This window comes from Clostridium sp. OF09-36 (genome assembly GCF_003481985.1).
Lineage (GTDB): Bacteria > Bacillota > Clostridia > Lachnospirales > Lachnospiraceae > Brotaphodocola.
The window spans coordinates 1-20,877 of the sequence record NZ_QUMD01000001.1 but is presented as its reverse complement, the minus strand read 5'-3'; the positions used below and the strand labels follow the sequence as shown (position 1 = coordinate 20,877).

Below are 20,877 nucleotides of genomic sequence, written 5' to 3'. Positions count from 1 at the left end.
GAGGAACCAGTTATGACTCAGTTTAAGACCATGCAGATGAATATGGCTATGATGTGCGGCATGATGATGAACATGTGCCGTATGTTCGTGTGTGATCAAATTCATCCATAATCTGCAGGGTCAGGAAAGAGCATAGAAGAAGCTGAAAGAATCATAGAAGAGACGCATTCTAATTGCCGCAAGCCTTTGCAGGTTTTGCGGCTTTTGTTATATCATGGAATGTGTGAAGCTGCTATTGTATCTGGCAGAATTTCTGGACAGCAATGTTCCTTTATTTTCGCATACAGGAAAGGAAAATATCATGGCATTCGAGGAAACCATCATCGAGTTAAAGCACATGGGTAAGGAATTTAAGACGGCGAATGGTCCGGTTAAAGCCTTAGATGACATTAACCTGGAAATCCGCCGGGGTGAGATCTTTGGTATTATCGGACTTTCCGGAGCCGGAAAGAGCACGCTGGTGCGCTGCATCAACATGCTGGAGATCCCTACCTCCGGGGAAGTGCTTTTTGAGGGAGAAAATCTGGCGGCTTTGAGCGAAGCAGGCCAGCGCAAGGCGCGGCAGTCCATGGGCATGATCTTCCAGCAGTTCAATCTGCTGGCGCAGCGAAACATTCTGAAAAATGTGTGCTTCCCTATGGAAATCGCAGGAGTTCCAAAACAGCAGGCGAAGGAACGCGCCATGGAGCTTTTAAAGCTGGTTGGCCTGGAGGATCGGGCAAAGGCATATCCGGCTCAGCTTTCCGGCGGACAACGGCAGAGGGTAGCCATTGCCCGTGCCATTGCCACTAACCCGAAGGTGCTTCTCTGCGACGAAGCTACCAGCGCACTGGACCCGAACACCACCAAATCGATTCTCGAACTCATCAAGCAGATCAACCGGGACCTTGGCATTACGGTGATCGTGATCACTCACGAGATGGCAGTTATTGAGGCAATCTGTGACCGGGTTGCTATCATCGACCACAGCCAGATCGCGGAATCCGGGCGGGTATCGGAAATCTTCTCCGAGCCGAAATCGAAGATTGGCCGCCAGCTGATCCTGGGCGATGCAGTGGAAAATGTGAAATTTGACAACTCCAGAAAGATCCGCATTACCTTCGACGGGCGCTCCTCGATGGAACCGGTTCTGGCCAACATGATCCTGGCAAGCAAGGTGCCGGTGAACATTCTGTACGCATCGACAAAAGACATCGGAGGCACGGCCTACGGGCAGATGATCATTCAGCTTCCGGAGGATGAGGCAGATGCAGCGCGTGCCCTGCATTACTTAAAAACCGTACAGGTACCGTTTGAGGAGGTGAATGGCGATGTTATTTAGTCAGCAGATCTTAGAACTGATCCGCAATGGAATCGGGGAAACCTTATGTATGGTGATCATTTCCACCGTGGTTTCCTATATCATCGGAATTCCGCTTGGCATCATCCTGGTGGTGACCGACAAAGAAGGAATCCGTCCGGTGCCGGTGCTGCAGAAGGTGCTTGGCCTGGTCATCAACCTGCTCCGCTCCGTTCCATTCCTCATTCTTCTGATCATGATGATCCCAGTGACCAGAAAGATCGTGGGAACGAGCCTTGGCTGGAAAGCAGTGGTGCCGCCGCTTGTGGCATCTGCGGCTCCCTACATTGCCCGCATGGTAGAATCATCCTTTAAGGAAATCGATGCCGGAGTGATCGAGGCAGCAAAATCCATGGGTGCCTCCACCTTCCAGATCATCTGGAAAGTGCTGCTCCCGGAATCAAAGCCGTCCCTTCTGATCGGCGCGGCAATCTCGACCACGACCATTCTTGGCTATTCCGCTATGGCAGGTGCAGTCGGCGGAGGCGGCCTGGGCGGTATCGCGATCAACTATGGTTATTACCGTTATGAGACCGACATCATGCTGGTGACTGTGGCAATCCTGGTCATCATCGTTCAGATCATCCAGGAGATCGGCATGAGACTGGCAAGAAAGAGTGACAAGAGAATCCGTTAAAACGGGATTTAGCAGCCGCAAACGGCTGTCGGCCAAAGGCCATATAAATCAAAATTATTTATCGAGGAGGATAAGTATTATGAAAAAGAACATTGGTGTAATCGCAGCAGCATTTTTAGCAGCAGCAGCCCTGACCGCATGCGGCGGCAGCAAACCGGCTGAGACCACTGCAGCAGAGACAAAGGCAGAGGCAGCAGAGACTACCGCAGCAGAGTCTGGCGCAGAGGCTGAGAGCAGCGAAGCAGAAGCAAAGACCGATGATTTAAAGGAACTGACCGTAGGCGCAAGCCCGGCTCCTCACGCAGAGATTCTGGAGGCTGCAAGGGAAGAGCTTGCAAAGAAGGGTTACGATCTCAAGATCGTTGAGTATACCGACTATGTACAGCCGAACCTGGCACTGGATGCAGGCGATCTGGATGCAAACTACTTCCAGCATCTTCCGTATCTGGAGCAGTTCAATGAGGAGAGAGGGACCAAGTTAGTCAGTGCAGGCAAGATCCACTATGAGCCGTTCGGCATCTACGCAGGCAAGACCGCATCCTTAGACGAGCTGGCAGACGGCGCAAAGGTTGCTGTACCGAACGATGCGACCAACGAGGCACGTGCACTGCTTCTTCTGGAAGCACAGGGCCTGTTAAAGCTGAAAGATGGTGCAGGCTTAAAGGCAACTAAGACCGACATTGTGGAGAATCCGAAGAACCTGGATATCCTGGAGGTTGAGGCAGCACAGGTTCCGCGTTCTCTTCCGGATGTTGACATTGCAGTTATCAACGGTAACTACGCGATCGAGGCTGGCTTAAAGGTATCTGACGCACTGGCCGTTGAGGCTTCTGACTCTGAGGCAGCAACCACCTACGGCAATGTCGTAGCTGTTCAGGAGGGCAAGGAAGAGGATGAGAAGACCAAAGCACTCATGGAGGCTCTGACCAGCGATGCAGTGAAAGAGTACATCGAGCAGACCTACGAGGGCGCTGTTGTTCCGTTATTCTAATCAAAGAGTCCTAAACAAGGTATGAATTGAAAAAATGCTGATCGCCGTTTACAGCCGCTGAAAAAATGACAGGCGGGTGCGGTGACAAACAGAAGATGATACGCATAGACTACAGTAAGGAATTTCAGGTTCCGGATGTGGGCTATGCGTATTTTTGATCTAAAAAAAAAGAAGTCATCAATATCTGTGACTGCAAAAAGCTGGGCTTTGTGGGCGATGTGGAGTTTGATCCGGAAACCGGCTGTATCACGCATCTGATCGTTCCGGGGCCGGGGTGCTTGTGCGGGATCTTCGGACGGGAAAAGGAATATATCATTCCATTTAAGAATGTGTGTCAGATCGGCAGCGATATCATTCTGGTGGAAGTAAAAAAGCTAAAGGACATTGAAAAACCGTGCAAATGCGAGTAAGGGGATTACAGTGGCCTGTGCGTCATACGACAGCAGTTTACTTGTTTGGAGGGGAAGCATCGGTGCTGCTTTCGTTTGCACGATGCCTGAACCGTATCATGGAAAGGGCATGAAACCGAATTTGCTTGCGAAGAAGGTTCAGATGGGTTAAAATAGAAACAAAGAATTGCGCAGGAGGAAAAATTTTGAAGTGTCCGTTTTGTAACGCAGCCGATACCAAGGTCATTGATTCGAGACCGGCAGAGGACAATAGTTCCATCCGCCGCCGTCGTCAGTGCGTGGTCTGCGGAAAGCGTTTTACTACATATGAAAAACTGGAAACCATGCCACTCATGGTCATTAAAAAGGATCAGACCAGAGAACCGTATGACCGTTCCAAGATCGAGGCTGGAGTTGTTCATTCCTGCCATAAGCGTCCGGTGTCCATTCAGCAGATCAACCAGATGATCGACGAGATTGAAAACCAGATTTTTACCATGGAGGACCGGGAAGTAGAAAGCTCCGAGATTGGAGAACTCGTCATGCAGAAATTAAAGCAGCTGGACGAGGTGGCCTATGTGCGTTTTGCGTCCGTTTACCGGGAATTTAAAGATGTGAATACCTTTATGGAGGAGCTTGGAAAGCTTCTGGAAAATAAACGAAAGTAGGCAGGAAAAGAAACGTGATATTAGAACCATTTTACCCGAAAGAATGGCTGGACAGCACCTACGAGATCGACTGGGAGCAGTGGAAAAGAAAAGGAATCCGGGGCGTTTTGTTTGATATTGACAATACACTGGTTCCACACGGTGCTCCGGCAGACAGCCGTGCGATCGCACTGTTTGAAAAGCTGCATGCGCTTGGTTTCCAGACATGCCTTCTGTCCAATAACAAGGAGCCGCGGGTGAAATCCTTTGCGGACCAGGTCCATTCCCCTTATATTTACAAGGCAGGAAAGCCGGGAGTGAAAAATTATAACCAGTCGGTACAGGAAATGGGACTTTGCAAGGAAGAGGTCCTGTTTGTGGGCGACCAGCTATTTACCGACGTGTACGGGGCGAACCGGGCCGGGATTTATGGAATCCTGGTAAAGCCGATCAACCCGAAGGAAGAGATCCAGATCGTGTTAAAACGGTACCTGGAAGCGGTTGTGCTTTATTTTTACAGGAAGCACAACAAGTAAGATCAGAAGATTAGAAAATCCGAGAATGTGCTACTGGCACTTCCACAATATGCAGTACAGCAAAAAAGAGGCGGTTCCCATGCTGTGTGGGAATCGCCTCTTTTGTTTAATCTTTGATCAAAAATGTGCGGAGTATTAAACTCTGGACAGGTACTCACCAGTACGGGTGTCGATCTTGATCTTGTCACCGTTGTCAACGAACAGCGGAACGTATACGGTTGCGCCAGTCTCAACGGTTGCCGGCTTGGTAGCGCCCTGTGCGGTATCGCCCTTGAAGCCCGGCTCGGTGTTGGTGATCTCGAGCTCTACGAATAACGGCGGCTCTACGGAGAATACTTTGCCGTTGTAAGAGCAGATCTTAACAACCTCGTTCTCCTTAACGAACTTTAATGCGTCACCGATCACGTCGGAAGTCAGAGCCATCTGCTCGTAGTTCTCCATGTTCATGAAGTTGTACAGATCGCCGTCCTCGTACAAATACTGCATATCTACGCGGTCGATTCTTGCAGACGGGAACTTCTCGGTCGGACGGAATGTTCTCTCAACTACGGAACCGGTCATAACGTTTTTAATTTTGGTTCTTACGAAAGCAGCACCCTTACCTGGTTTTACGTGCTGGAATTCTACAATCTGGTATACTGCACCCTCGATTTCCAGGGTAATGCCGTTTCTAAAATCACCTGCTGAAATCATGTGATATTCCTCCTTGAATTTGCGTACTCGCTATTAATCTACTATATTCTATACTAAAAGCCTGTATTTTTCAACTGTTTTTTGGCTTAAACAGGCCTTTTGTTGCAATTTGTTCCTGAATCGGGTATAATAATAGTTCAGAAAAACGAGGAAAAGAAATGTTACTGGCCGTGCAAGCGTGTTCAGCAGCAAAGAAACCAATAAAGGAGAAAACAAGGTGAAAAGAATTCTGGATCTGATCGCAGACGAAATGCAGTCTGCATTTACCGCCTGCGGCTATGACGCATCCTACGCAAAGGTTGTCTTATCCAACCGCCCGGACTTATGTGAGTACCAGTGCAACGGTGCTATGGCTGCAGCCAAGGCTTATAAAAAGAAACCCATCGACATTGCAAATGAGGTGGTAGAGAAGTTAAACGGCGACAACATGTTTTCCGAGATTAACGCCGTGATGCCGGGCTTCATCAACATCCGCTTAAATGCAGCTTATCTGGCTGATTACATGAACGGCATGGCAAAGGAAGAAAAGCTTGGCGTGGAGGAAGAAGGTCACGGCGAGACCATCATCGTTGACTACGGCGGAGCCAATGTGGCAAAACCGCTCCATGTCGGTCATCTGCGCTCTGCTGTCATCGGTGAGAGCGTAAAACGCATGGGCCGCTACTTAGGCTACAACATGATCGGCGATGTACATCTGGGCGACTGGGGCCTGCAGATGGGACTCATCATCGAGGAGCTGCGCGACCGTAAGCCGGATCTCGTTTATTTCGATGAAACCTATACCGGAGAGTATCCGTCCGAGCCGCCGTTTACCATCAGCGAGCTGGAGGACATCTACCCGACCGCAAGCGGCAAATCCAAGGTGGACGAGGCATTCAAGGAGCGTGCACAGACCGCAACCTTTAAGCTTCAGAAGGGCTATGCGCCGTATACTGCCATCTGGAAACACATCATGAAGGTTTCCCTGGCTGACTTAAAGAAGAACTACGGCAATCTGGACGTTCATTTTGAACTCTGGAAAGGAGAGAGCGACGCAGAGGAGTACATTCCGTGGCTGATCCAGGATCTGCAGGACAAGGGTCTGGCATACGAGAGCCAGGGTGCCCTGGTTGTAGACGTGACTGAGCCGACCGACTCCAAGGAGCTGCCGCCGTGTATCGTGCGCAAGTCCGATGGTGCTGCCCTTTACGCAACCTCTGATCTGGGAACCATTCTGGAGCGTGAGAAGGACTTCCAGCCGGTAAAATACATTTATGTTGCCGACAAACGTCAGGAACTTCACTTTAAGCAGGTCTTCCGCGTAGCAAAGAAGGCTGGTTATGTAAAAGCGGAAACCCCGATGGTGCATATCGGTTTTGGTACCATGAACGGAAAGGACGGAAAACCGTTTAAGACCAGAGATGGCGGCGTTATGCGTCTGGAGCATCTCATTGCAGATATCAATGCAGCTGTTTATGACCGTATCATGGAAAACCGCAGCATGGATGAGGCTGAGGCGAAGGAGACCGCAAAGATCGTCGGCCTTGCAGCCTTAAAATATGGTGACTTATCCAATCAGGCAGCAAAGGATTACATTTTTGATATCGACCGCTTTATCTCCTTCGAGGGAAATACCGGTCCATATATCCTGTATACCATCGTCCGCATCAAATCCATTCTGGGCAAATACGAGGCACAGAATCCGGACGCAAAAGCAGACACTATTCTCCCGGCAGCCAGCGATGCGGAAAAAGCATTGATGCTGGAGCTGTCCAAATACAACGACGTGATGGAAAATGCATTCGCAGAGACTGCACCGCACAAGATCTGCCAGTACATCTTCGATCTGTCCAATGCCTTCAACAGCTTCTACCACGATACCCGTATCCTGGCAGAAGAGGACAAGGAGCGCCAGGCAAGCTGGATCGCGCTCATCACACTGGTAAAACGCGTGCTCGAGGCCTGCATCCAGGTACTCGGATTTGAGGCACCGTCTAGAATGTAACGTTACAGCAGTGACATGCAGAGGACAGTGAATTCCGGAGGCGAGTGAGCTTGCTCACAGAGCCTCTGGATTCGCTGGAATCTATAGGCGAAGCCCGCGCAGCGAGATGGAGCGAAGCGGAATCGAGCTGGGGCATGTCAGCTCGGAAAAGTTGGTGAAGAAACTTCTGTTCACAAGAACGCGAGGAGGCATTATATGAAGATCATGGAGTCTGCCACCAGCACATTCTGGAAGGGAGAGCAGGGAATCCAGGCCTCCGTCCAGGATGGGGATCGGTTATACAAAGTAAATTTATATGTCAAGGGTAGTCAGGTTCGCGACTACTCTTGTTCTTGTGTGAATGGAAATTCCTACAAGGGCATGTGCGCACATGCAAAGCTTGTATGGGAACAATGGAAAAAAGAACAGGAGCTGCATTCAGGCCGTCCTGTCTCTACCTCACAGGAGATCCGCACCATGATCCGGGAGTATACCAACCGGGAAGTGGCAAAGATCATAGAGGATTCTGAGGAGACAGAGATCCGGCTGGTGCCGCGCCTGATGTTAAAAAACGGTTCTGCCAGTCTGGAATTTAAGCTGGGGCGGGATCGTTTTTATATTATCAAGGATCTGCTGGCATTTGCGGAGGCAGTGCGAACCGGAGCCAGTGTCTCTTACGGAAAACAGCTGACGTTTCACCACAGTCTGAATGCGTTTGCACAGGAGGACCGGGAGCTTTGTGCCCTGCTGTTAGAATTGGTGCAGGTTTATCAGGAACATTTCGAACAGTTCCGGAAGAGCTCGTTTGTGACGATGCAGGGTCTCCGCACCCTGAATTTAAACCGGGCAAACCGGGACCGCTTCTTTCAGCTTATGGAGGACCGGGAACTGGAAGTCGAATTTGGCGATGGAAGCCATGTCAATGTGAAGGTGCAGCAGGAATGCATGCGGCTGCCGGTCCAGATCTGCCGCGCAGGCCGTGACGGCATTGCCGTGTCAGTGGACCAGGAGCTGTTTGGAATTCCGGGAGAACGCGGCTGGTATGTAGGAGACCAGACCCGCCTTGTATGTCTGGATGAAATGGAATCCAGGGAGCTGGGGGTATTTTTAGAACAGGTTTTGAAGGATAAAAAGAGCCATACGTTAGATATTCAGGACCGGGACATTCCGTTGTTTTACGAGCGTGTCCTGCAAAAAATACTTCCCTATGCAGAATTGACGGTGAACGATGTGGACCTGGAAAGCTACCGCCCGAAAGAGTTGAAGGCGCAGTTCTCGTTCGACAGCACCGGCCCGGATGAGATCACCATGAAGCCACTGCTTTCGTACGGAGATTTTTCGTTCTCTCCATTAAATGACGATAAGGTTCCGCGGATCATCTGCCGCGATGTCCCGGCCGAATTTAAGATCAGCCAGGTGATCACAAAATATTTCCAGTACCGCGACGGCGAGTCGGAATTTCTGGTGATCCGGGGCGATGAAGACGCGCTGTACCGCCTGCTTTCGGAGGGCATGGAGGAGTTTATGTCCTTAGGTCAGGTGCTGGTGACGGATGCGGCGAGAAAGATCCGCGTGCTGCCGTCACCGCAGGTGAAGGTAGGGGTGCAGACCTCCGGAAGATGGCTGGAGCTGAACGTGGATGCGGAGGGCATGAGCCGGAGCGAGCTGCTTGATATCCTTGCCGGTTACGATCCGAAGAAGAAGTATTACCGCTTAAAGAGCGGAGAATTTTTAGACGTTGATGAAAACGGGCTGATGACGGTAGCCCGCATGACGGACAGTCTCGGGATTGGGCGGGAGGAATTGTTATCCGGTACCGTCAAAGTCCCGGTCTACCGGGCCCTTTATCTGGATTGTATGTTAAAAGAGGGCAACGGCATCACGTTTTACCGCGATAATCTGTTCCGCGCAGTTGTGCGCGGTATGAAGTCGGTGGAAGACAGTGATTATGTGGTCCCAGACTCGTTAAAGCAGGTGCTGCGCGGTTACCAGAAGACCGGCTACCGATGGCTGAAAACCCTGGATGTAAATGGGTTTGGCGGCATTCTGGCCGATGACATGGGACTTGGAAAAACCATCCAGATCATAACGCTTTTGCAGGCAGAGGCAAAAGAACGCCCGGACTCCCAGACTCTGATCGTATGTCCGGCTTCCCTGGTTTACAACTGGGAAAACGAATTAAAACGCTTCGCACCGGGACTGACCGTACAGACGGTAACCGGGACTGCGCCGGAGCGGGAGGAGATTCTGCGGCAGGCGGCTGAAGTGAAAGCGGAAGCCAAGAAACAGGCTGCAAAATCTGCAGAAGCAAATTCCATGGAACCTGTCACGAAATCTGTCGGGGACAATTTGGAATCTATTCAAAAGGATATGGAATCTGTTCAAGACAGTTTGAAATCAGGAAAGGAAAATCTGAGAGTGGCATCAGATCAGGAATCCGTGACAGTAATCCGGCACCCTCAGATTTTAATTACTTCATATGACCTTCTAAAAAGGGACATCGCATTTTACGAGCCGTTCCAGTTCCGTTTTCAGGTGATCGATGAGGCGCAGTATATCAAGAATCCGTTGACGCAGAGCGCCAAGTCCGTGAAGCTGATCAAAGCGCAGACGCGGTATGCCCTGACCGGTACTCCGATTGAGAACCGCCTGTCTGAGCTCTGGAGTATTTTCGATTACTTAATGCCGGGATTCTTATTTACCTATTCCCGGTTCCGCAAGCAGTTCGAGACTCCGATCACCAAAGATGGAGACGGGCGCGCGCTGGAGAATCTGCGCCGTCTTTCTGCTCCGTTTGTGCTTCGCCGGTTAAAGAAGGATGTGTTAAAGGATCTTCCGGACAAGTTAGAGACGGTTGTATACTCTATGGCGGAAGAAGAACAGAAGCAGCTGTATACAGCACACGCTCTGGCACTAAAAGAAGAACTGGAGCAGATGAGCGGTGATACCTATGGAAGCGAGCACATCCAGTACTGGCAGAGCTGACCAAGCTGCGTCAGATCTGCTGCGACCCGTCCTTATGCTTCGACCGCTACAAAGGCGGTTCGGCAAAGCTCGATACCTGTATGGAACTGATCACAGGCGGTATCGCAGGTGGACACAAGATCCTCTTATTCTCCCAGTTTACTTCCATGTTAGAACTGATCGGAGCGCGTTTAAAGAAAGAGGGAATCGCTTTCCATGAACTGACGGGAGCAACGCCGAAGGAAGAGCGCATCCGCATGGCCGGGGCCTTCCAGACTGACGATACGCCGGTGTTTCTCATTTCCTTAAAGGCCGGAGGAACCGGACTGAACTTAACCGCTGCCGATGTTGTCATCCACTACGATCCGTGGTGGAATGTAGCAGCCCAGAACCAGGCAACCGACCGCGCACACCGCATCGGCCAGGAAAAACAGGTATCCGTATTTAAGCTGATCATGAAAGATACCGTAGAGGAAAATATCTTAAAGCTTCAGGAACAGAAGCGGGATCTGGCCGACCAGATCATATCCGGAGAGCAGGTGTCCATCGGAAGCCTCAGCAAAGAAGAACTGCTGAAAATCCTGTCTCCACAGTAAATAAACAATATCGTACAGTAAACACAAATGGGCCGGAAGTCGTACCCGCCGAATGGCGGGGACGAAACCTTCCGGCCCTCGTTCGTTACTGTGCGATATTGTTATGCAGCTGCTTCTGAGCGGTTGCCAGCATCAGCTTGATACGGTTTAACTGGTTTACCTCGCTGGCGCCCGGATCGTAGTCGACTGCGATGATGTTTGCCTCCGGGTGGGAAGCACGCAGCTCTTTGATGACACCTTTTCCTACGATATGGTTTGGCAGGCAGCCAAACGGCTGGGTGCAGACGATATTCTTCACACCGCTGTGGATCAGCTCCAGCATCTCGCCGGTTAAGAACCAGCCTTCACCGGTCTGGTTACCCAGGGAAACATAGTGCTTTGCCATGTCAGCCAGATCGCTGATGCGGGACGGCGGGGTGAAGTTTTTGCTGGCTTCCAGCTCCTTGCGTGCAGTCTTGCGGAAATACTCTAAGAGAGAGATCCCCAGGTTGCACAGGCGGGCGGTGGAGCGCTTGCCGCCAAGGTGGTCTGCCTTGAAGTTACTGTTATAGAAGCAGTATAAAAGGAAGTCCATCAGATCCGGCATAACAGCCTCAGCTCCCTCGGATTCCAGCAGGTCCACGATGTGGTTGTTGGCAAGCGGGGAGAATTTTACCAGAATCTCGCCGACAATGCCGACCTTCGGCTTCTTAATATCTAACCGCGGCAGCTCGTCGAAGTCGTGGATGATTCCCTTAATGTTTCTTCCAAATTCCATCATGTTTGCGGAGCACTTGGAAAGGCTCTTGATGCAGCGGGCCTTCCATTTCTCATGCAGTGCGTTTGCGGAACCCGGAACCTTTTCGTAAGGACGGGTGGCATAGAGCACGCGCATGAAAATATCGCCGTAAACAACGCCCTGCATGGCCTTGGTGATGAGTCCCGGTGTGAAGGTGAAACCAGGGTTGGTCTCCATGCCGTTCGCATTGACGGAGATGACCGGGATCTGCGGCATACCGGCTTTTTCCAGTGCACGGCGGATAAAGCCAATGTAGTTGGAAGCACGGCAGCCACCGCCGGTCTGGCTCATCAGGACTGCAGTGTGGTCCAGGTCATATTTGCCGGATAACAGCGCATCCATGATCTGGCCGATGACGATCAGGGACGGATAGCAGGCATCGTTGTTGACGTACTGCAGTCCGACATCGACCGCATTTTTGCTGTCATTCTGCAGCACCTCGATCTTGTAGCCGAATGCACGGATAGCCGGTTCGATCAGCTCAAAGTGGATCGGAGACATCTGCGGGCAGAGCAGGGTGTAGTCTTTCTTCATTTCCTTGGTGAAGACAACACGGTTGTAAGCGCTGGATACGACCTTGCGCTCGAAATGCTTCTGCTGGCGCACCTTTAAGGCTGCAATCAGGGAACGGATACGGATTCTTGCCGCACCGAGGTTATTGACCTCATCGATCTTTAATACAGTGTAGATCTTGCCGGAGCCGGTCAGGATATCGTGTACCTGGTCGGTGGTAACGGCATCCAGGCCGCAGCCGAAGGAGTTGAGCTGGATTAAATCCAGGCATTCGCTGTTCTTTACATAGGTGGCAGCGCGGTACAGTCTGGAGTGGTACATCCACTGGTCGGTGACGATGAGCGGGCGCTCTGCATCGGCCAGGTGGGAGATGGAATCTTCCGTCAGGACTGCAAAGCCGTAGGAGGTGATTAGCTCCGGGATACCGTGGTTGATCTCCGGGTCTACGTGGTAAGGGCGGCCGGCCAGGACGATGCCGTGGCGGTCGTGCTCCTTTAACCAGGCAATGGTTTCCTCGCCTTTTTTCTCCATGTCATGGCGGGACGCAAGAAGCTCTTCCCATGCAGTGTGTGCTGCTTTCTGCACTTCTACAGAAGAAATATGGTATTCCTTGCCAAATTCCACAATCAGCTGTCTGGTCAGCACTTCTTCGTTAGTAAAAGCAAAGAACGGATTCATAAAGTGGACATCGAACTCAGAGAGCTCTTCCACATTGTTTTTGATGTTTTCCGCGTAGGAGGTAACCATCGGGCAGTTGTAGTGGTTGCCTGCTTGAGGTGTCTCGTTGCGCTCGTACGGAATGCACGGATAGAAGATATCGCGCACACCCTGACGGATCAGCCAGGAAATATGGCCGTGCACCAGCTTTGCCGGGTAGCACTCAGACTCACTCGGGATGGACTCGATGCCAAGCTCATAGATTTGTCTGGTGGACTGCGGGGAAAGGATGACACGGAAGCCCAGTTCCTTTAGGAACGTAGCCCAGAACGGGAAATTCTCGTACATGTTCAGAACACGCGGAACACCGATGGTGCCGCGGGTGGCTTCATCAGCCGGGAGTGGCTCATAGTCAAACATCCGGTGATATTTGTAAGCGAACAGGTTCGGGATTTCTTTCTTTGCTTTTTCTTTTCCAAGACCGCGCTCGCAGCGGTTTCCGCTGACAAACTGACGTCCGCCGTCGAAACGGTTGATGGTGAGGACGCAGTGGTTGGTGCAGCCCTTGCAGCGTGCCATGGAAGTCTCATATTTTAAGGAAAGGATCCGGTCAAGCGGAAGCATGGAGGTGCCCTTTTCATGGTTGCAGCGCTCTCTTGCGATCAGCGCGGCACCGAACGCGCCCATGATACCGGCGATGTCCGGGCGGACTGCTTCACATCCGGCAATCTTTTCAAAGCTTCTGAGCACGGCATCGTTGTAGAAGGTGCCGCCCTGAACAACCACATGGGTGCCCAGGTCCGAAGCATTGGTGATCTTGATTACCTTAAATAATGCATTTTTGATGACGGAGTAAGCAAGACCGGCAGAGATATCGGCTACGGTAGCGCCTTCCTTCTGTGCCTGCTTTACGTTTGAGTTCATGAATACGGTGCAGCGGGTACCAAGGTCCGTCGGGTTCTTGGCAAAAAGCGCTTCCTTCGCGAAGTCAATGACGGAATAATTCAGGGACTTTGCAAAGGTCTCGATGAAGGAACCACAGCCGGAAGAACATGCCTCGTTCAGCTGCACGCTGTCCACGGTATGGTCTTTGATGCGGATGCACTTCATGTCCTGTCCGCCAATGTCCAGGATGCAGTCTACATCCGGCTCAAAGAATGCTGCTGCGTAGTAGTGGGAGATGGTTTCAACCTCTCCTTCATCTAACATCAGGGCAGATTTTAATAAGGCCTCGCCATAACCGGTCGAGCAGGACCAGGCAATGTGTGCGGTTTCCGGAAGCTTTTCCTTAATCTCGGAAATCGCGCGGATGGCGGTGGCGATGGTGCTTCCGTTGTTGTTGTCATAGAAGCTGTAGAGAAGGCTTCCGTCCTCGCCGACCAGGGCCACCTTGGTGGTGGTGGAACCGGCGTCGATTCCCAGGTAACAATTGCCGCTGTATGTGGATAAGTCTCCTTTTTTTACCTGATGCTGTGCATGACGGGTCTGGAACGCATCGTAATCGGCCTGGGATGCAAAGAGCGGCTCCATACGTTTTACCTCAAACTCCATCTTAATGCCGGAGGTAAGACGTTCGATCATATCGGTCAGGGATACGGTTACCTTCTCGTCTGCATTCATGGCTGCACCGATGGCAGCGAACAGATGGGAGTGGTCCGGTGCGACAATATGGTCTGCATCCAGATTCAGGGTGCGGATAAAGGCCTGGCGCAGCTCCGGCAGGAAATGCAGCGGGCCGCCGAGAAATGCCACGGTGCCGCGGATCGGTTTTCCGCAGGCAAGACCGCTGATGGTCTGGTTGACCACAGCCTGGAAAATGGATGCGGAAAGATCTTCCCTGGTAGCGCCCTCATTGATGAGCGGCTGGATATCAGATTTTGCGAAAACGCCGCAGCGGGCTGCAATCGGGTAGATCATCTGGTAATTTTTGGCATACTCGTTTAGACCGGAAGCATCGGTCTGTAAGAGGGATGCCATCTGGTCAATAAAGGAACCGGTACCGCCGGCGCAGATTCCGTTCATGCGCTGGTCGATACCGCCGGTAAAGTAAATAATCTTTGCGTCCTCGCCGCCCAGCTCAATGGCAACATCGGTCTGCGGGGCATAGTCCTGCAGGGCAGTAGCAACCGCTACGACCTCCTGAGTGAACGGAACCTCTAAGTGACCGGACAGGGTCAGGCCGCCGGATCCGGTAATGCTTGGGGAGACAGTCATCTCGCCCAGCTTTTCTTTTGCTCTTGATAATAAAAGAGCGAGCGTCTCCTGAATGTTAGCATAGTGGCGCTCGTAATCGGTAAATAACATATGATGTTCGCTGTCTAAGACTGCGATTTTTACGGTAGTGGAACCAATATCGATTCCAAGAGTATTATTATGTAATAAATTCATTTGATGCGGGGAAAACCCCTGCCTCCTTATCTAAAAAGACACACTTCCTCAGCGTACAGTGCAGAGTTTAACATAAAATCTCACATAATACAATTTGTGTATGTGTAAAAATTTAGTTAAGAAATCTGGAAACTTCTGTCAGAATTGAAAAAGAACGATCAATAGATTTGACAAACAAGAACTCAGAAATTATAATAAGATAGCCGAAACAGGGAAAGGAACGAAAAATCATATGATACGCATATTTAAAACGGAAGATGGAGCGATTCATCAGGTTGACGAAGCGGAATCCGGCTGCTGGATCGCACTGACAAATCCGACTGCAACCGAGATCCTTGAGATCGCGGAACGCTATGAGATCGATCCGGATCATGTCCGGGCCCCTCTGGATGAAGAAGAACGATCCCGTATCGAACTGGAAGAGCATTACAGTCTGATCCTGGTCGATATCCCTGTTATCGAGGAACGTAACGAAAAAGACTGGTATGTGACCATCCCTATGGGCATCATCATGTCAGACAGCATTATCATTACCGTGTGTCTGGAAGAAACACCAGTATTAAACGCATTCATGGACGGAAGAGTCCGTGACTTCTATACTTATATGAAGACACGCTTCATTCTCCAGATCCTTTACAAGAATGCATCCCTTTATCTGCAGTATCTGCGCATCATCGACAAGAAGAGCGATATCGTAGAAAAAGAGCTTTACAAATCCCCGCGAAACCAGGAACTTATCGAGATTCTGGAGCTGCAAAAGAGCTTGGTGTACTTTACCACATCCCTGCGCTCCAATGAGGTCGTACTGGAGAAGCTGCTAAAGAGTGAGAAAATCAAAAAGTATCCGGAGGATACCGAGCTTCTGGACGATGTCATCATCGAGAACAAGCAGGCAATCGAGATGGCCAACATCTACAGCGGCATTTTAAGCGGCACCATGGACGCGTTTGCTTCGGTTATTTCCAATAACCTGAACATCGTCATGAAGTTTCTGGCCACCATCACGATCGTCATGTCGATCCCGACCATGGTTTCCAGCTTTTACGGCATGAACGTGTTAAGCAGCAGCATGCCATTTGCAACAAATCCGTACGGCTTTTCCATTGTGATCGTGCTTTCCATCGTGCTGACCTGTGCGGTGGCATGGGTTTTTGCAAAACGGAACCTGTTCTGAGTGGATGAGTGCTGTTGTGGCGGGCAGTTGCCAGCACAGTGACTGCATCTGTTTTTTGCAGCCAGAACGGAACCGATAAAAAAGACAGAAAGGAAATTGCATGAAATTTTTCACGGATTTCGAACGAAAGTATCGGAAATATGCCATCCGGAACCTGATGTATTACATCACGATCCTTTATGCGGCCGGTCTGGTGGTATGGCTTTTAGATCCCATGATCTACTACAATTATTTGAGCTTAAATGTAGGCATGATCTTACGTGGGCAGATCTGGCGTCTTGCCACATTTCTGATCTATCCGCCGGCCTTCGGCTCCTGGAGCTTTACCCAGATTTTTTATGGCCTGATCGCATTGTTTCTATATTATAATCTGGGGCAGACACTGGAATATGTCTGGGGCTCTTTCCGCTTCAATGTATTCTTTATCATGGGAATCCTGGCGCAGATCGTGGCCGCATTCGTTGGCTACTTTGTGTTTGGCCAGAATTGGCTGTTAACCACAGGCTTTTTGAATGCATCGTTGTTCTTTGCTTTTTGCATCATCAATCCGGACGCGCAGTTTTACATGTTCTTTGTGCTGCCGGTAAAAGCAAAATGGATCGCGATCGCCGAGGCAGCCGTTTATCTTTACGATTTTATCATGGGAAATATTGCGGTGAAAGTAGAGCTGGTACTTTCCATGATCACCATCATCCTGTTTTTTGCCATGACCCGAAACTACAAGCGCTATGCGCCAAAGGAGATCAAACGCCGGCAGGAATTTAAGCAGCAGGCGAAGATCGTGGTTCCGGGAAAGACCCGTCACCGCTGTGCGGTGTGCGGCCGGACCGAGCTGGACAATCCGGAGCTGGAGTTCCGCTATTGTTCCAAATGCGAGGGTAACTATGAGTACTGTCAGGATCATTTGTACACGCACAAGCATGTTACAAAGGATTCTGTGCAAGAATAGATTTATAAAATAATTTTGGAGGACAACACATCTATGAAAAAGACAAAGATCATCTGCACCATGGGACCGAACACCAATGACCGCAACCTGATGAAGGCGCTTGCTGAGAACGGCATGGATATTGCACGTTTCAACTTCTCCCACGGCGACTATGAGGAGCAGAAATCCCGTCTGGATATGTTAAAGAGCATCCGCGATGAGCTGGATCTGCCGATCGCAGCCCTGCTGGATACCAAGGGACCGGAGATCCGTACCGGCCTGTTAAAAGATGAGAAAAAAGTAACCTTAGTTGAGGGACAGACTTATACCCTGACCACCCGCGAGATCGTTGGTGACGACCAGATCGGTTTCATCAACTACAGCGGACTTCCGGCAGACGTTGAGGCTGGCAATACCATCCTGATCGATGACGGCCTGATCGAGCTGAAGGTTCAGGAAGTAGTAAACGGCACCGATATCGTCTGCACCGTAGTAAACGGCGGCGAGCTTGGCATGCGCAAGGGCGTAAACGTACCGAACGTAAAGATCAAGCTTCCGGCACTGACTGAGAAGGATAAAGCAGATATCCGTTTCGGTATCGAGCAGGGCTTCGATTTCATTGCAGCTTCCTTCGTTCGTACTGCAGATGCGGTTCGTGAGATCCGTGCGATGTTAGACGAGGCTGGTTCCCACATCCAGATCATTGCAAAGATCGAGAACGCAGAGGGTATCGAGAACCTGGATGACATCATTGAGGCCAGTGACGGCATCATGGTAGCTCGTGGTGACATGGGCGTAGAGATCCCGGCTGAGCAGGTTCCGCACATCCAGAAGACCATCATCCGCAAGTGTAATCTGGCATGCAAGCCGGTTATCACCGCAACCCAGATGCTGGATTCCATGATCCGCAACCCGCGCCCGACCCGTGCAGAGGTAACCGACGTTGCAAACGCAGTATACGATGGTACCGATGCAGTGATGCTGTCCGGCGAGACTGCAATGGGTAAATATCCGGTAGAGGCATTAAAGATGATGGCTCAGATCTGCGAGACTTCCGAGCGGTACTTAGACTACAATGCATACCGCATGAGAAGAGTATCCACCGCAAACCGCAAGAACATTTCCAACGCAGTTTGCTACTCTTCCGTATCCACTGCGCATGATCTGGAAGCAGATGTCATCATCGCTCCGTCCATCAGCGGATTTACCACCCGCCTGCTCTCCAAGTGGAGACCGAGCACAACCGTAATCGGCCTGTCCCCGAGCGCAACCGCAGTACGCCAGATGCAGATCTACTGGGGCGTAAAGCCGTACCAGGCAAAGCGCGCAGATTCTACCGACCTTCTGATTGAGTCTTCCGTTGAGCTTCTGAAGGAGAAGAACGTGATCAAGAGCGGCGATGTTGCAGTTGTAACTGCTGGTGTAGTAAACAAGAATACCCGTCACGAGCCGGCGAGCAGCACCAACATCATGCGTGTGGTAGTGGTTGAGTAATTTGAATAATTTTTGTATTAATTTTTCATATTAATCGAAAGAACTAGACAAGGAAGTCTGATATGGGTTACAATCAGTTTGATTGCGGCCTGTTCAGGCTTCCTGTTTTTTCGTTTATAGGAATTATAGCCTATGAAACAAAAACACCCTGCACACCAAGGAGGTTGTGTCTTGATGCGGGCATGTGGAAAGATAAATCCTGCAAGAGCAGATTTTGTATAGAGAGGAGATACCGATGGAGAAAAAACCATTTGTAACAAAAGCACAGTTAGAGGAGATCACAAAGACCTACCCGACCCCGTTTCATCTGTACGATGAAAAAGGGATCCGAGAGAATGCAAAGCGCTTAAAAGAGGCATTTTCCTGGAATAAGGGTTACAAGGAATATTTCGCAGTAAAGGCAACTCCGAACCCATACATTCTGAAAATCCTGCAGGAATACGGCTGCGGCACCGATTGTTCCTCTGCAACCGAGCTGATGATGTCTGACGCAACCGGCTTTTCCGGTCACAACATCATGTTTTCTTCCAATGATACTCCGCCGGAAGAGTTCAAGCTGGCAAATGACCTGGGTGCCATCATCAACCTGGATGATATTACCCATATTGAGTGCGTAGAAAAGGTTCTTGGTTATATTCCGAAGACCATCAGCTGCCGCTATAATCCGGGCGGACTGTTCAAGATCAGCAATGATATCATGGACAACCCGGGCGATGCGAAATACGGCATGACCACCGAGCAGATGTTCGAGGCGTATAAGATCCTGAAAGAAAAAGGCGCTGAAAACTTCGGTATGCACGCATTCCTGGCAAGCAACACCGTAACCAACGATTATTATCCGATGTTAGCAAAGGTTCTCTTCGAGCTTGCTGTTAAGCTGAAAGAAGAGACCGGCGCCCACATCACCTTCATCAACCTTTCCGGTGGAATCGGTATTCCTTACCGTCCGGACCAGGAGCCGAACGACATTATGGCGATCGGCGAAGGCGTACGCAAGGTTTATGAGGAAGTTCTGGTACCGGCTGGCATGGGCGATGTAGCCATCTACACCGAGCTTGGCCGTTTCATGCTTGGACCTTACGGCTGTCTGGTTACCAAGGCCATCCACGAGAAGCACACCCACAAGGAGTACATCGGCGTCGATGCCTGCGCAGTCAACCTGATGCGCCCGGCTATGTATGGTGCTTACCATCATATCACCGTAGCTGGAAAAGAAGATGCTCCGTGCGACCACAAGTACGATGTAACCGGTTCTCTCTGCGAGAACAACGATAAGTTCGCCATCGACCGCATGCTCCCGAAGATTGATATGGGTGATTTGTTAGTCATTCACGACACCGGAGCACATGGCTTCGCTATGGGCTATAACTATAACGGAAAGCTCAAATCCGCCGAGCTCTTATTAAAGGAAGATGGCTCCGTGCAGATGATCCGCCGTGCCGAGACACCGCAGGATTACTTCGCAACACTGGATATCTGCCCGATGATGGAGAAATATCTGAAATAACAATTTAAGTATATGACAAGGGCCTGTGAGTTGCCGAAAGGCAACTCACACGGCCCTATTAAAGTTAATCAAATTGTTAATTTGCTTTACAAAACGGTATAATATCCACTTATGGATAATATACAGATTTCGGCCAAACTGATTTAATAGAATAAGATTGTAGCTAAGTGTGCAAAATGCAGTTGGATAAGCTTATAAATCAGGAGGGACGGACATGATAACGTATGATCCGCTTTGGGAGACCATGAAGACCCGTGGTGTTTCCCAGTACCGGCTGATCAAAAATTATGGTGTCAGTTCCGGGCAGATCAACCGATTGAAGAAAAATGCGTATGTTTCAACGCATACGATCGAGGTGCTGTGCCAGATTTTAAACTGCAGGGTAGAAGATATTATGCAGTATGATGAAAAAAATACAGGAGAAAAAGAATAGCAGGAAGGGCTGAAAACGAAAAGCCCGATAGTGAATAGTAAGCGTTTTGTTTTATATGTAAGTGGAGAAGGGGCTGTCGCACTAACGTGCGGCAGCTCATTTTATATATCCAACACAAAACGCCGAGCTTCGAAAAGCCCGGCGTTCGTGGTATAATCAGTTTATGCGACTAAACAAAATAATACAGAGGGATTATACCTCATTTTCGCTGTATTATCAAATCAAACTTCCGCTGGATTTAGAGATTTCT

Annotated in this window: 15 protein-coding genes and 1 pseudogene; 14 read left to right on the top strand and 2 right to left on the bottom strand. The window is 50.3% G+C overall.

The features are described from left to right. The first annotated feature begins 301 nt into the window (after positions 1-301). From DXA97_RS00080 to DXA97_RS00055, 6 genes and pseudogenes are all read left to right on the top strand, one after another. On the top strand, positions 302-1,321 hold the full coding sequence (locus DXA97_RS00080) for an ATP-binding cassette domain-containing protein (protein WP_118718355.1): 1,020 nt from the start codon (positions 302-304) through the stop codon (positions 1,319-1,321). Beyond that, entirely contained in the window at positions 1,311-1,976 is a 666-nt protein-coding gene (locus DXA97_RS00075; protein ID WP_182436745.1) for a methionine ABC transporter permease, read from the top strand. Before DXA97_RS00080 ends, DXA97_RS00075 begins: the two co-directional genes overlap by 11 nt. A 79-nt stretch (positions 1,977-2,055) precedes the next feature. After that, on the top strand, positions 2,056-2,967 hold the full coding sequence (locus DXA97_RS00070) for a MetQ/NlpA family ABC transporter substrate-binding protein (protein ID WP_118718132.1): 912 nt from the start codon (positions 2,056-2,058) through the stop codon (positions 2,965-2,967). Between the two features lie 173 nt (positions 2,968-3,140). After that, a pseudogene (locus DXA97_RS00065) lies at positions 3,141-3,377 on the top strand (PRC-barrel domain-containing protein); the annotation flags it as partial. Between the two features lie 185 nt (positions 3,378-3,562). Then, positions 3,563-4,024: a transcriptional regulator NrdR gene (nrdR, locus tag DXA97_RS00060; protein WP_118718130.1), complete on the top strand. Its 462-nt coding sequence runs from the start codon at positions 3,563-3,565 to the stop codon at positions 4,022-4,024. A 17-nt stretch (positions 4,025-4,041) separates the two neighbouring features. Further along, positions 4,042-4,539, top strand: a complete 498-nt coding sequence (locus tag DXA97_RS00055; RefSeq protein ID WP_118718353.1) for a YqeG family HAD IIIA-type phosphatase — start codon at positions 4,042-4,044, stop codon at positions 4,537-4,539. A 135-nt stretch (positions 4,540-4,674) separates the two neighbouring features. On the opposite strand, the gene efp is transcribed toward DXA97_RS00055, so the two are convergent. Beyond that, a complete protein-coding gene (gene efp, locus DXA97_RS00050; RefSeq protein WP_118718129.1) occupies positions 4,675-5,232 on the bottom strand; it encodes an elongation factor P in 558 nt (185 codons plus the stop codon). A 217-nt stretch (positions 5,233-5,449) separates the two neighbouring features. Between efp and argS the strand changes: the two genes are divergently transcribed. From argS to DXA97_RS21725, 3 genes are all read left to right on the top strand, one after another. Then, entirely contained in the window at positions 5,450-7,216 is a 1,767-nt protein-coding gene (argS, locus tag DXA97_RS00045) for an arginine--tRNA ligase (RefSeq protein ID WP_118718352.1), read from the top strand. 195 nt (positions 7,217-7,411) lie between these two features. Further along, positions 7,412-10,180, top strand: a complete 2,769-nt coding sequence (locus DXA97_RS21730) for an SNF2 helicase associated domain-containing protein (RefSeq protein ID WP_118718128.1) — start codon at positions 7,412-7,414, stop codon at positions 10,178-10,180. 80 nt (positions 10,181-10,260) lie between these two features. Further along, positions 10,261-10,755, top strand: a complete 495-nt coding sequence (locus tag DXA97_RS21725; protein WP_118718127.1) for a C-terminal helicase domain-containing protein — start codon at positions 10,261-10,263, stop codon at positions 10,753-10,755. A gap of 85 nt (positions 10,756-10,840) precedes the next feature. On the opposite strand, the gene DXA97_RS00030 is transcribed toward DXA97_RS21725, so the two are convergent. After that, complete coding sequence (locus DXA97_RS00030) at positions 10,841-15,091, bottom strand: 2-hydroxyacyl-CoA dehydratase (protein WP_118718126.1); 4,251 nt, start codon at positions 15,089-15,091, stop codon at positions 10,841-10,843. Between the two features lie 232 nt (positions 15,092-15,323). On the opposite strand from DXA97_RS00030, the gene DXA97_RS00025 reads away from it, so the two are divergent. The 5 genes from DXA97_RS00025 to DXA97_RS00005 all read left to right on the top strand — a co-directional run bounded on the left by DXA97_RS00025 (position 15,324) and on the right by DXA97_RS00005 (position 20,627). Next, a complete protein-coding gene (locus DXA97_RS00025; protein ID WP_118718125.1) occupies positions 15,324-16,265 on the top strand; it encodes a magnesium transporter CorA family protein in 942 nt (313 codons plus the stop codon). 100 nt (positions 16,266-16,365) lie between these two features. Then, positions 16,366-17,214, top strand: a complete 849-nt coding sequence (locus DXA97_RS00020; protein ID WP_118718124.1) for a hypothetical protein — start codon at positions 16,366-16,368, stop codon at positions 17,212-17,214. A 33-nt stretch (positions 17,215-17,247) separates the two neighbouring features. Continuing rightward, complete coding sequence (pyk, locus tag DXA97_RS00015; RefSeq protein WP_118718123.1) at positions 17,248-18,687, top strand: pyruvate kinase; 1,440 nt, start codon at positions 17,248-17,250, stop codon at positions 18,685-18,687. Positions 18,688-18,922: 235 nt separating this feature from the next. Then, the gene (locus DXA97_RS00010) at positions 18,923-20,194 is read left to right on the top strand and encodes a diaminopimelate decarboxylase (RefSeq protein WP_118718122.1); all 1,272 of its coding nucleotides are present in this window, start codon (positions 18,923-18,925) and stop codon (positions 20,192-20,194) included. Between the two features lie 214 nt (positions 20,195-20,408). Beyond that, entirely contained in the window at positions 20,409-20,627 is a 219-nt protein-coding gene (locus DXA97_RS00005) for a helix-turn-helix transcriptional regulator (protein WP_118718121.1), read from the top strand. Positions 20,628-20,877 lie beyond the last annotated feature (250 nt).

Bases quoted from the DNA above. Each gene is read 5' to 3' on its own strand.
- DXA97_RS00010 (WP_118718122.1), top strand. From the start codon at position 18,923: ATGGAGAAAAAACCATTTGTAACAAAAGCACAGTTAGAGGAGATCACA.
- DXA97_RS00030 (WP_118718126.1), bottom strand. From the start codon at position 15,091: ATGAATTTATTACATAATAATACTCTTGGAATCGATATTGGTTCCACT.
- DXA97_RS00070 (WP_118718132.1), top strand. From the start codon at position 2,056: ATGAAAAAGAACATTGGTGTAATCGCAGCAGCATTTTTAGCAGCAGCA.
- DXA97_RS00075 (WP_182436745.1), top strand. From the start codon at position 1,311: ATGTTATTTAGTCAGCAGATCTTAGAACTGATCCGCAATGGAATCGGG.
- DXA97_RS00020 (WP_118718124.1), top strand. From the start codon at position 16,366: ATGAAATTTTTCACGGATTTCGAACGAAAGTATCGGAAATATGCCATC.
- DXA97_RS00080 (WP_118718355.1), top strand. From the start codon at position 302: ATGGCATTCGAGGAAACCATCATCGAGTTAAAGCACATGGGTAAGGAA.
- DXA97_RS21725 (WP_118718127.1), top strand. From the start codon at position 10,261: ATGGAACTGATCACAGGCGGTATCGCAGGTGGACACAAGATCCTCTTA.
- DXA97_RS21730 (WP_118718128.1), top strand. From the start codon at position 7,412: ATGAAGATCATGGAGTCTGCCACCAGCACATTCTGGAAGGGAGAGCAG.
- DXA97_RS00005 (WP_118718121.1), top strand. From the start codon at position 20,409: ATGATAACGTATGATCCGCTTTGGGAGACCATGAAGACCCGTGGTGTT.
- efp (WP_118718129.1), bottom strand. From the start codon at position 5,232: ATGATTTCAGCAGGTGATTTTAGAAACGGCATTACCCTGGAAATCGAG.
- DXA97_RS00025 (WP_118718125.1), top strand. From the start codon at position 15,324: ATGATACGCATATTTAAAACGGAAGATGGAGCGATTCATCAGGTTGAC.
- pyk (WP_118718123.1), top strand. From the start codon at position 17,248: ATGAAAAAGACAAAGATCATCTGCACCATGGGACCGAACACCAATGAC.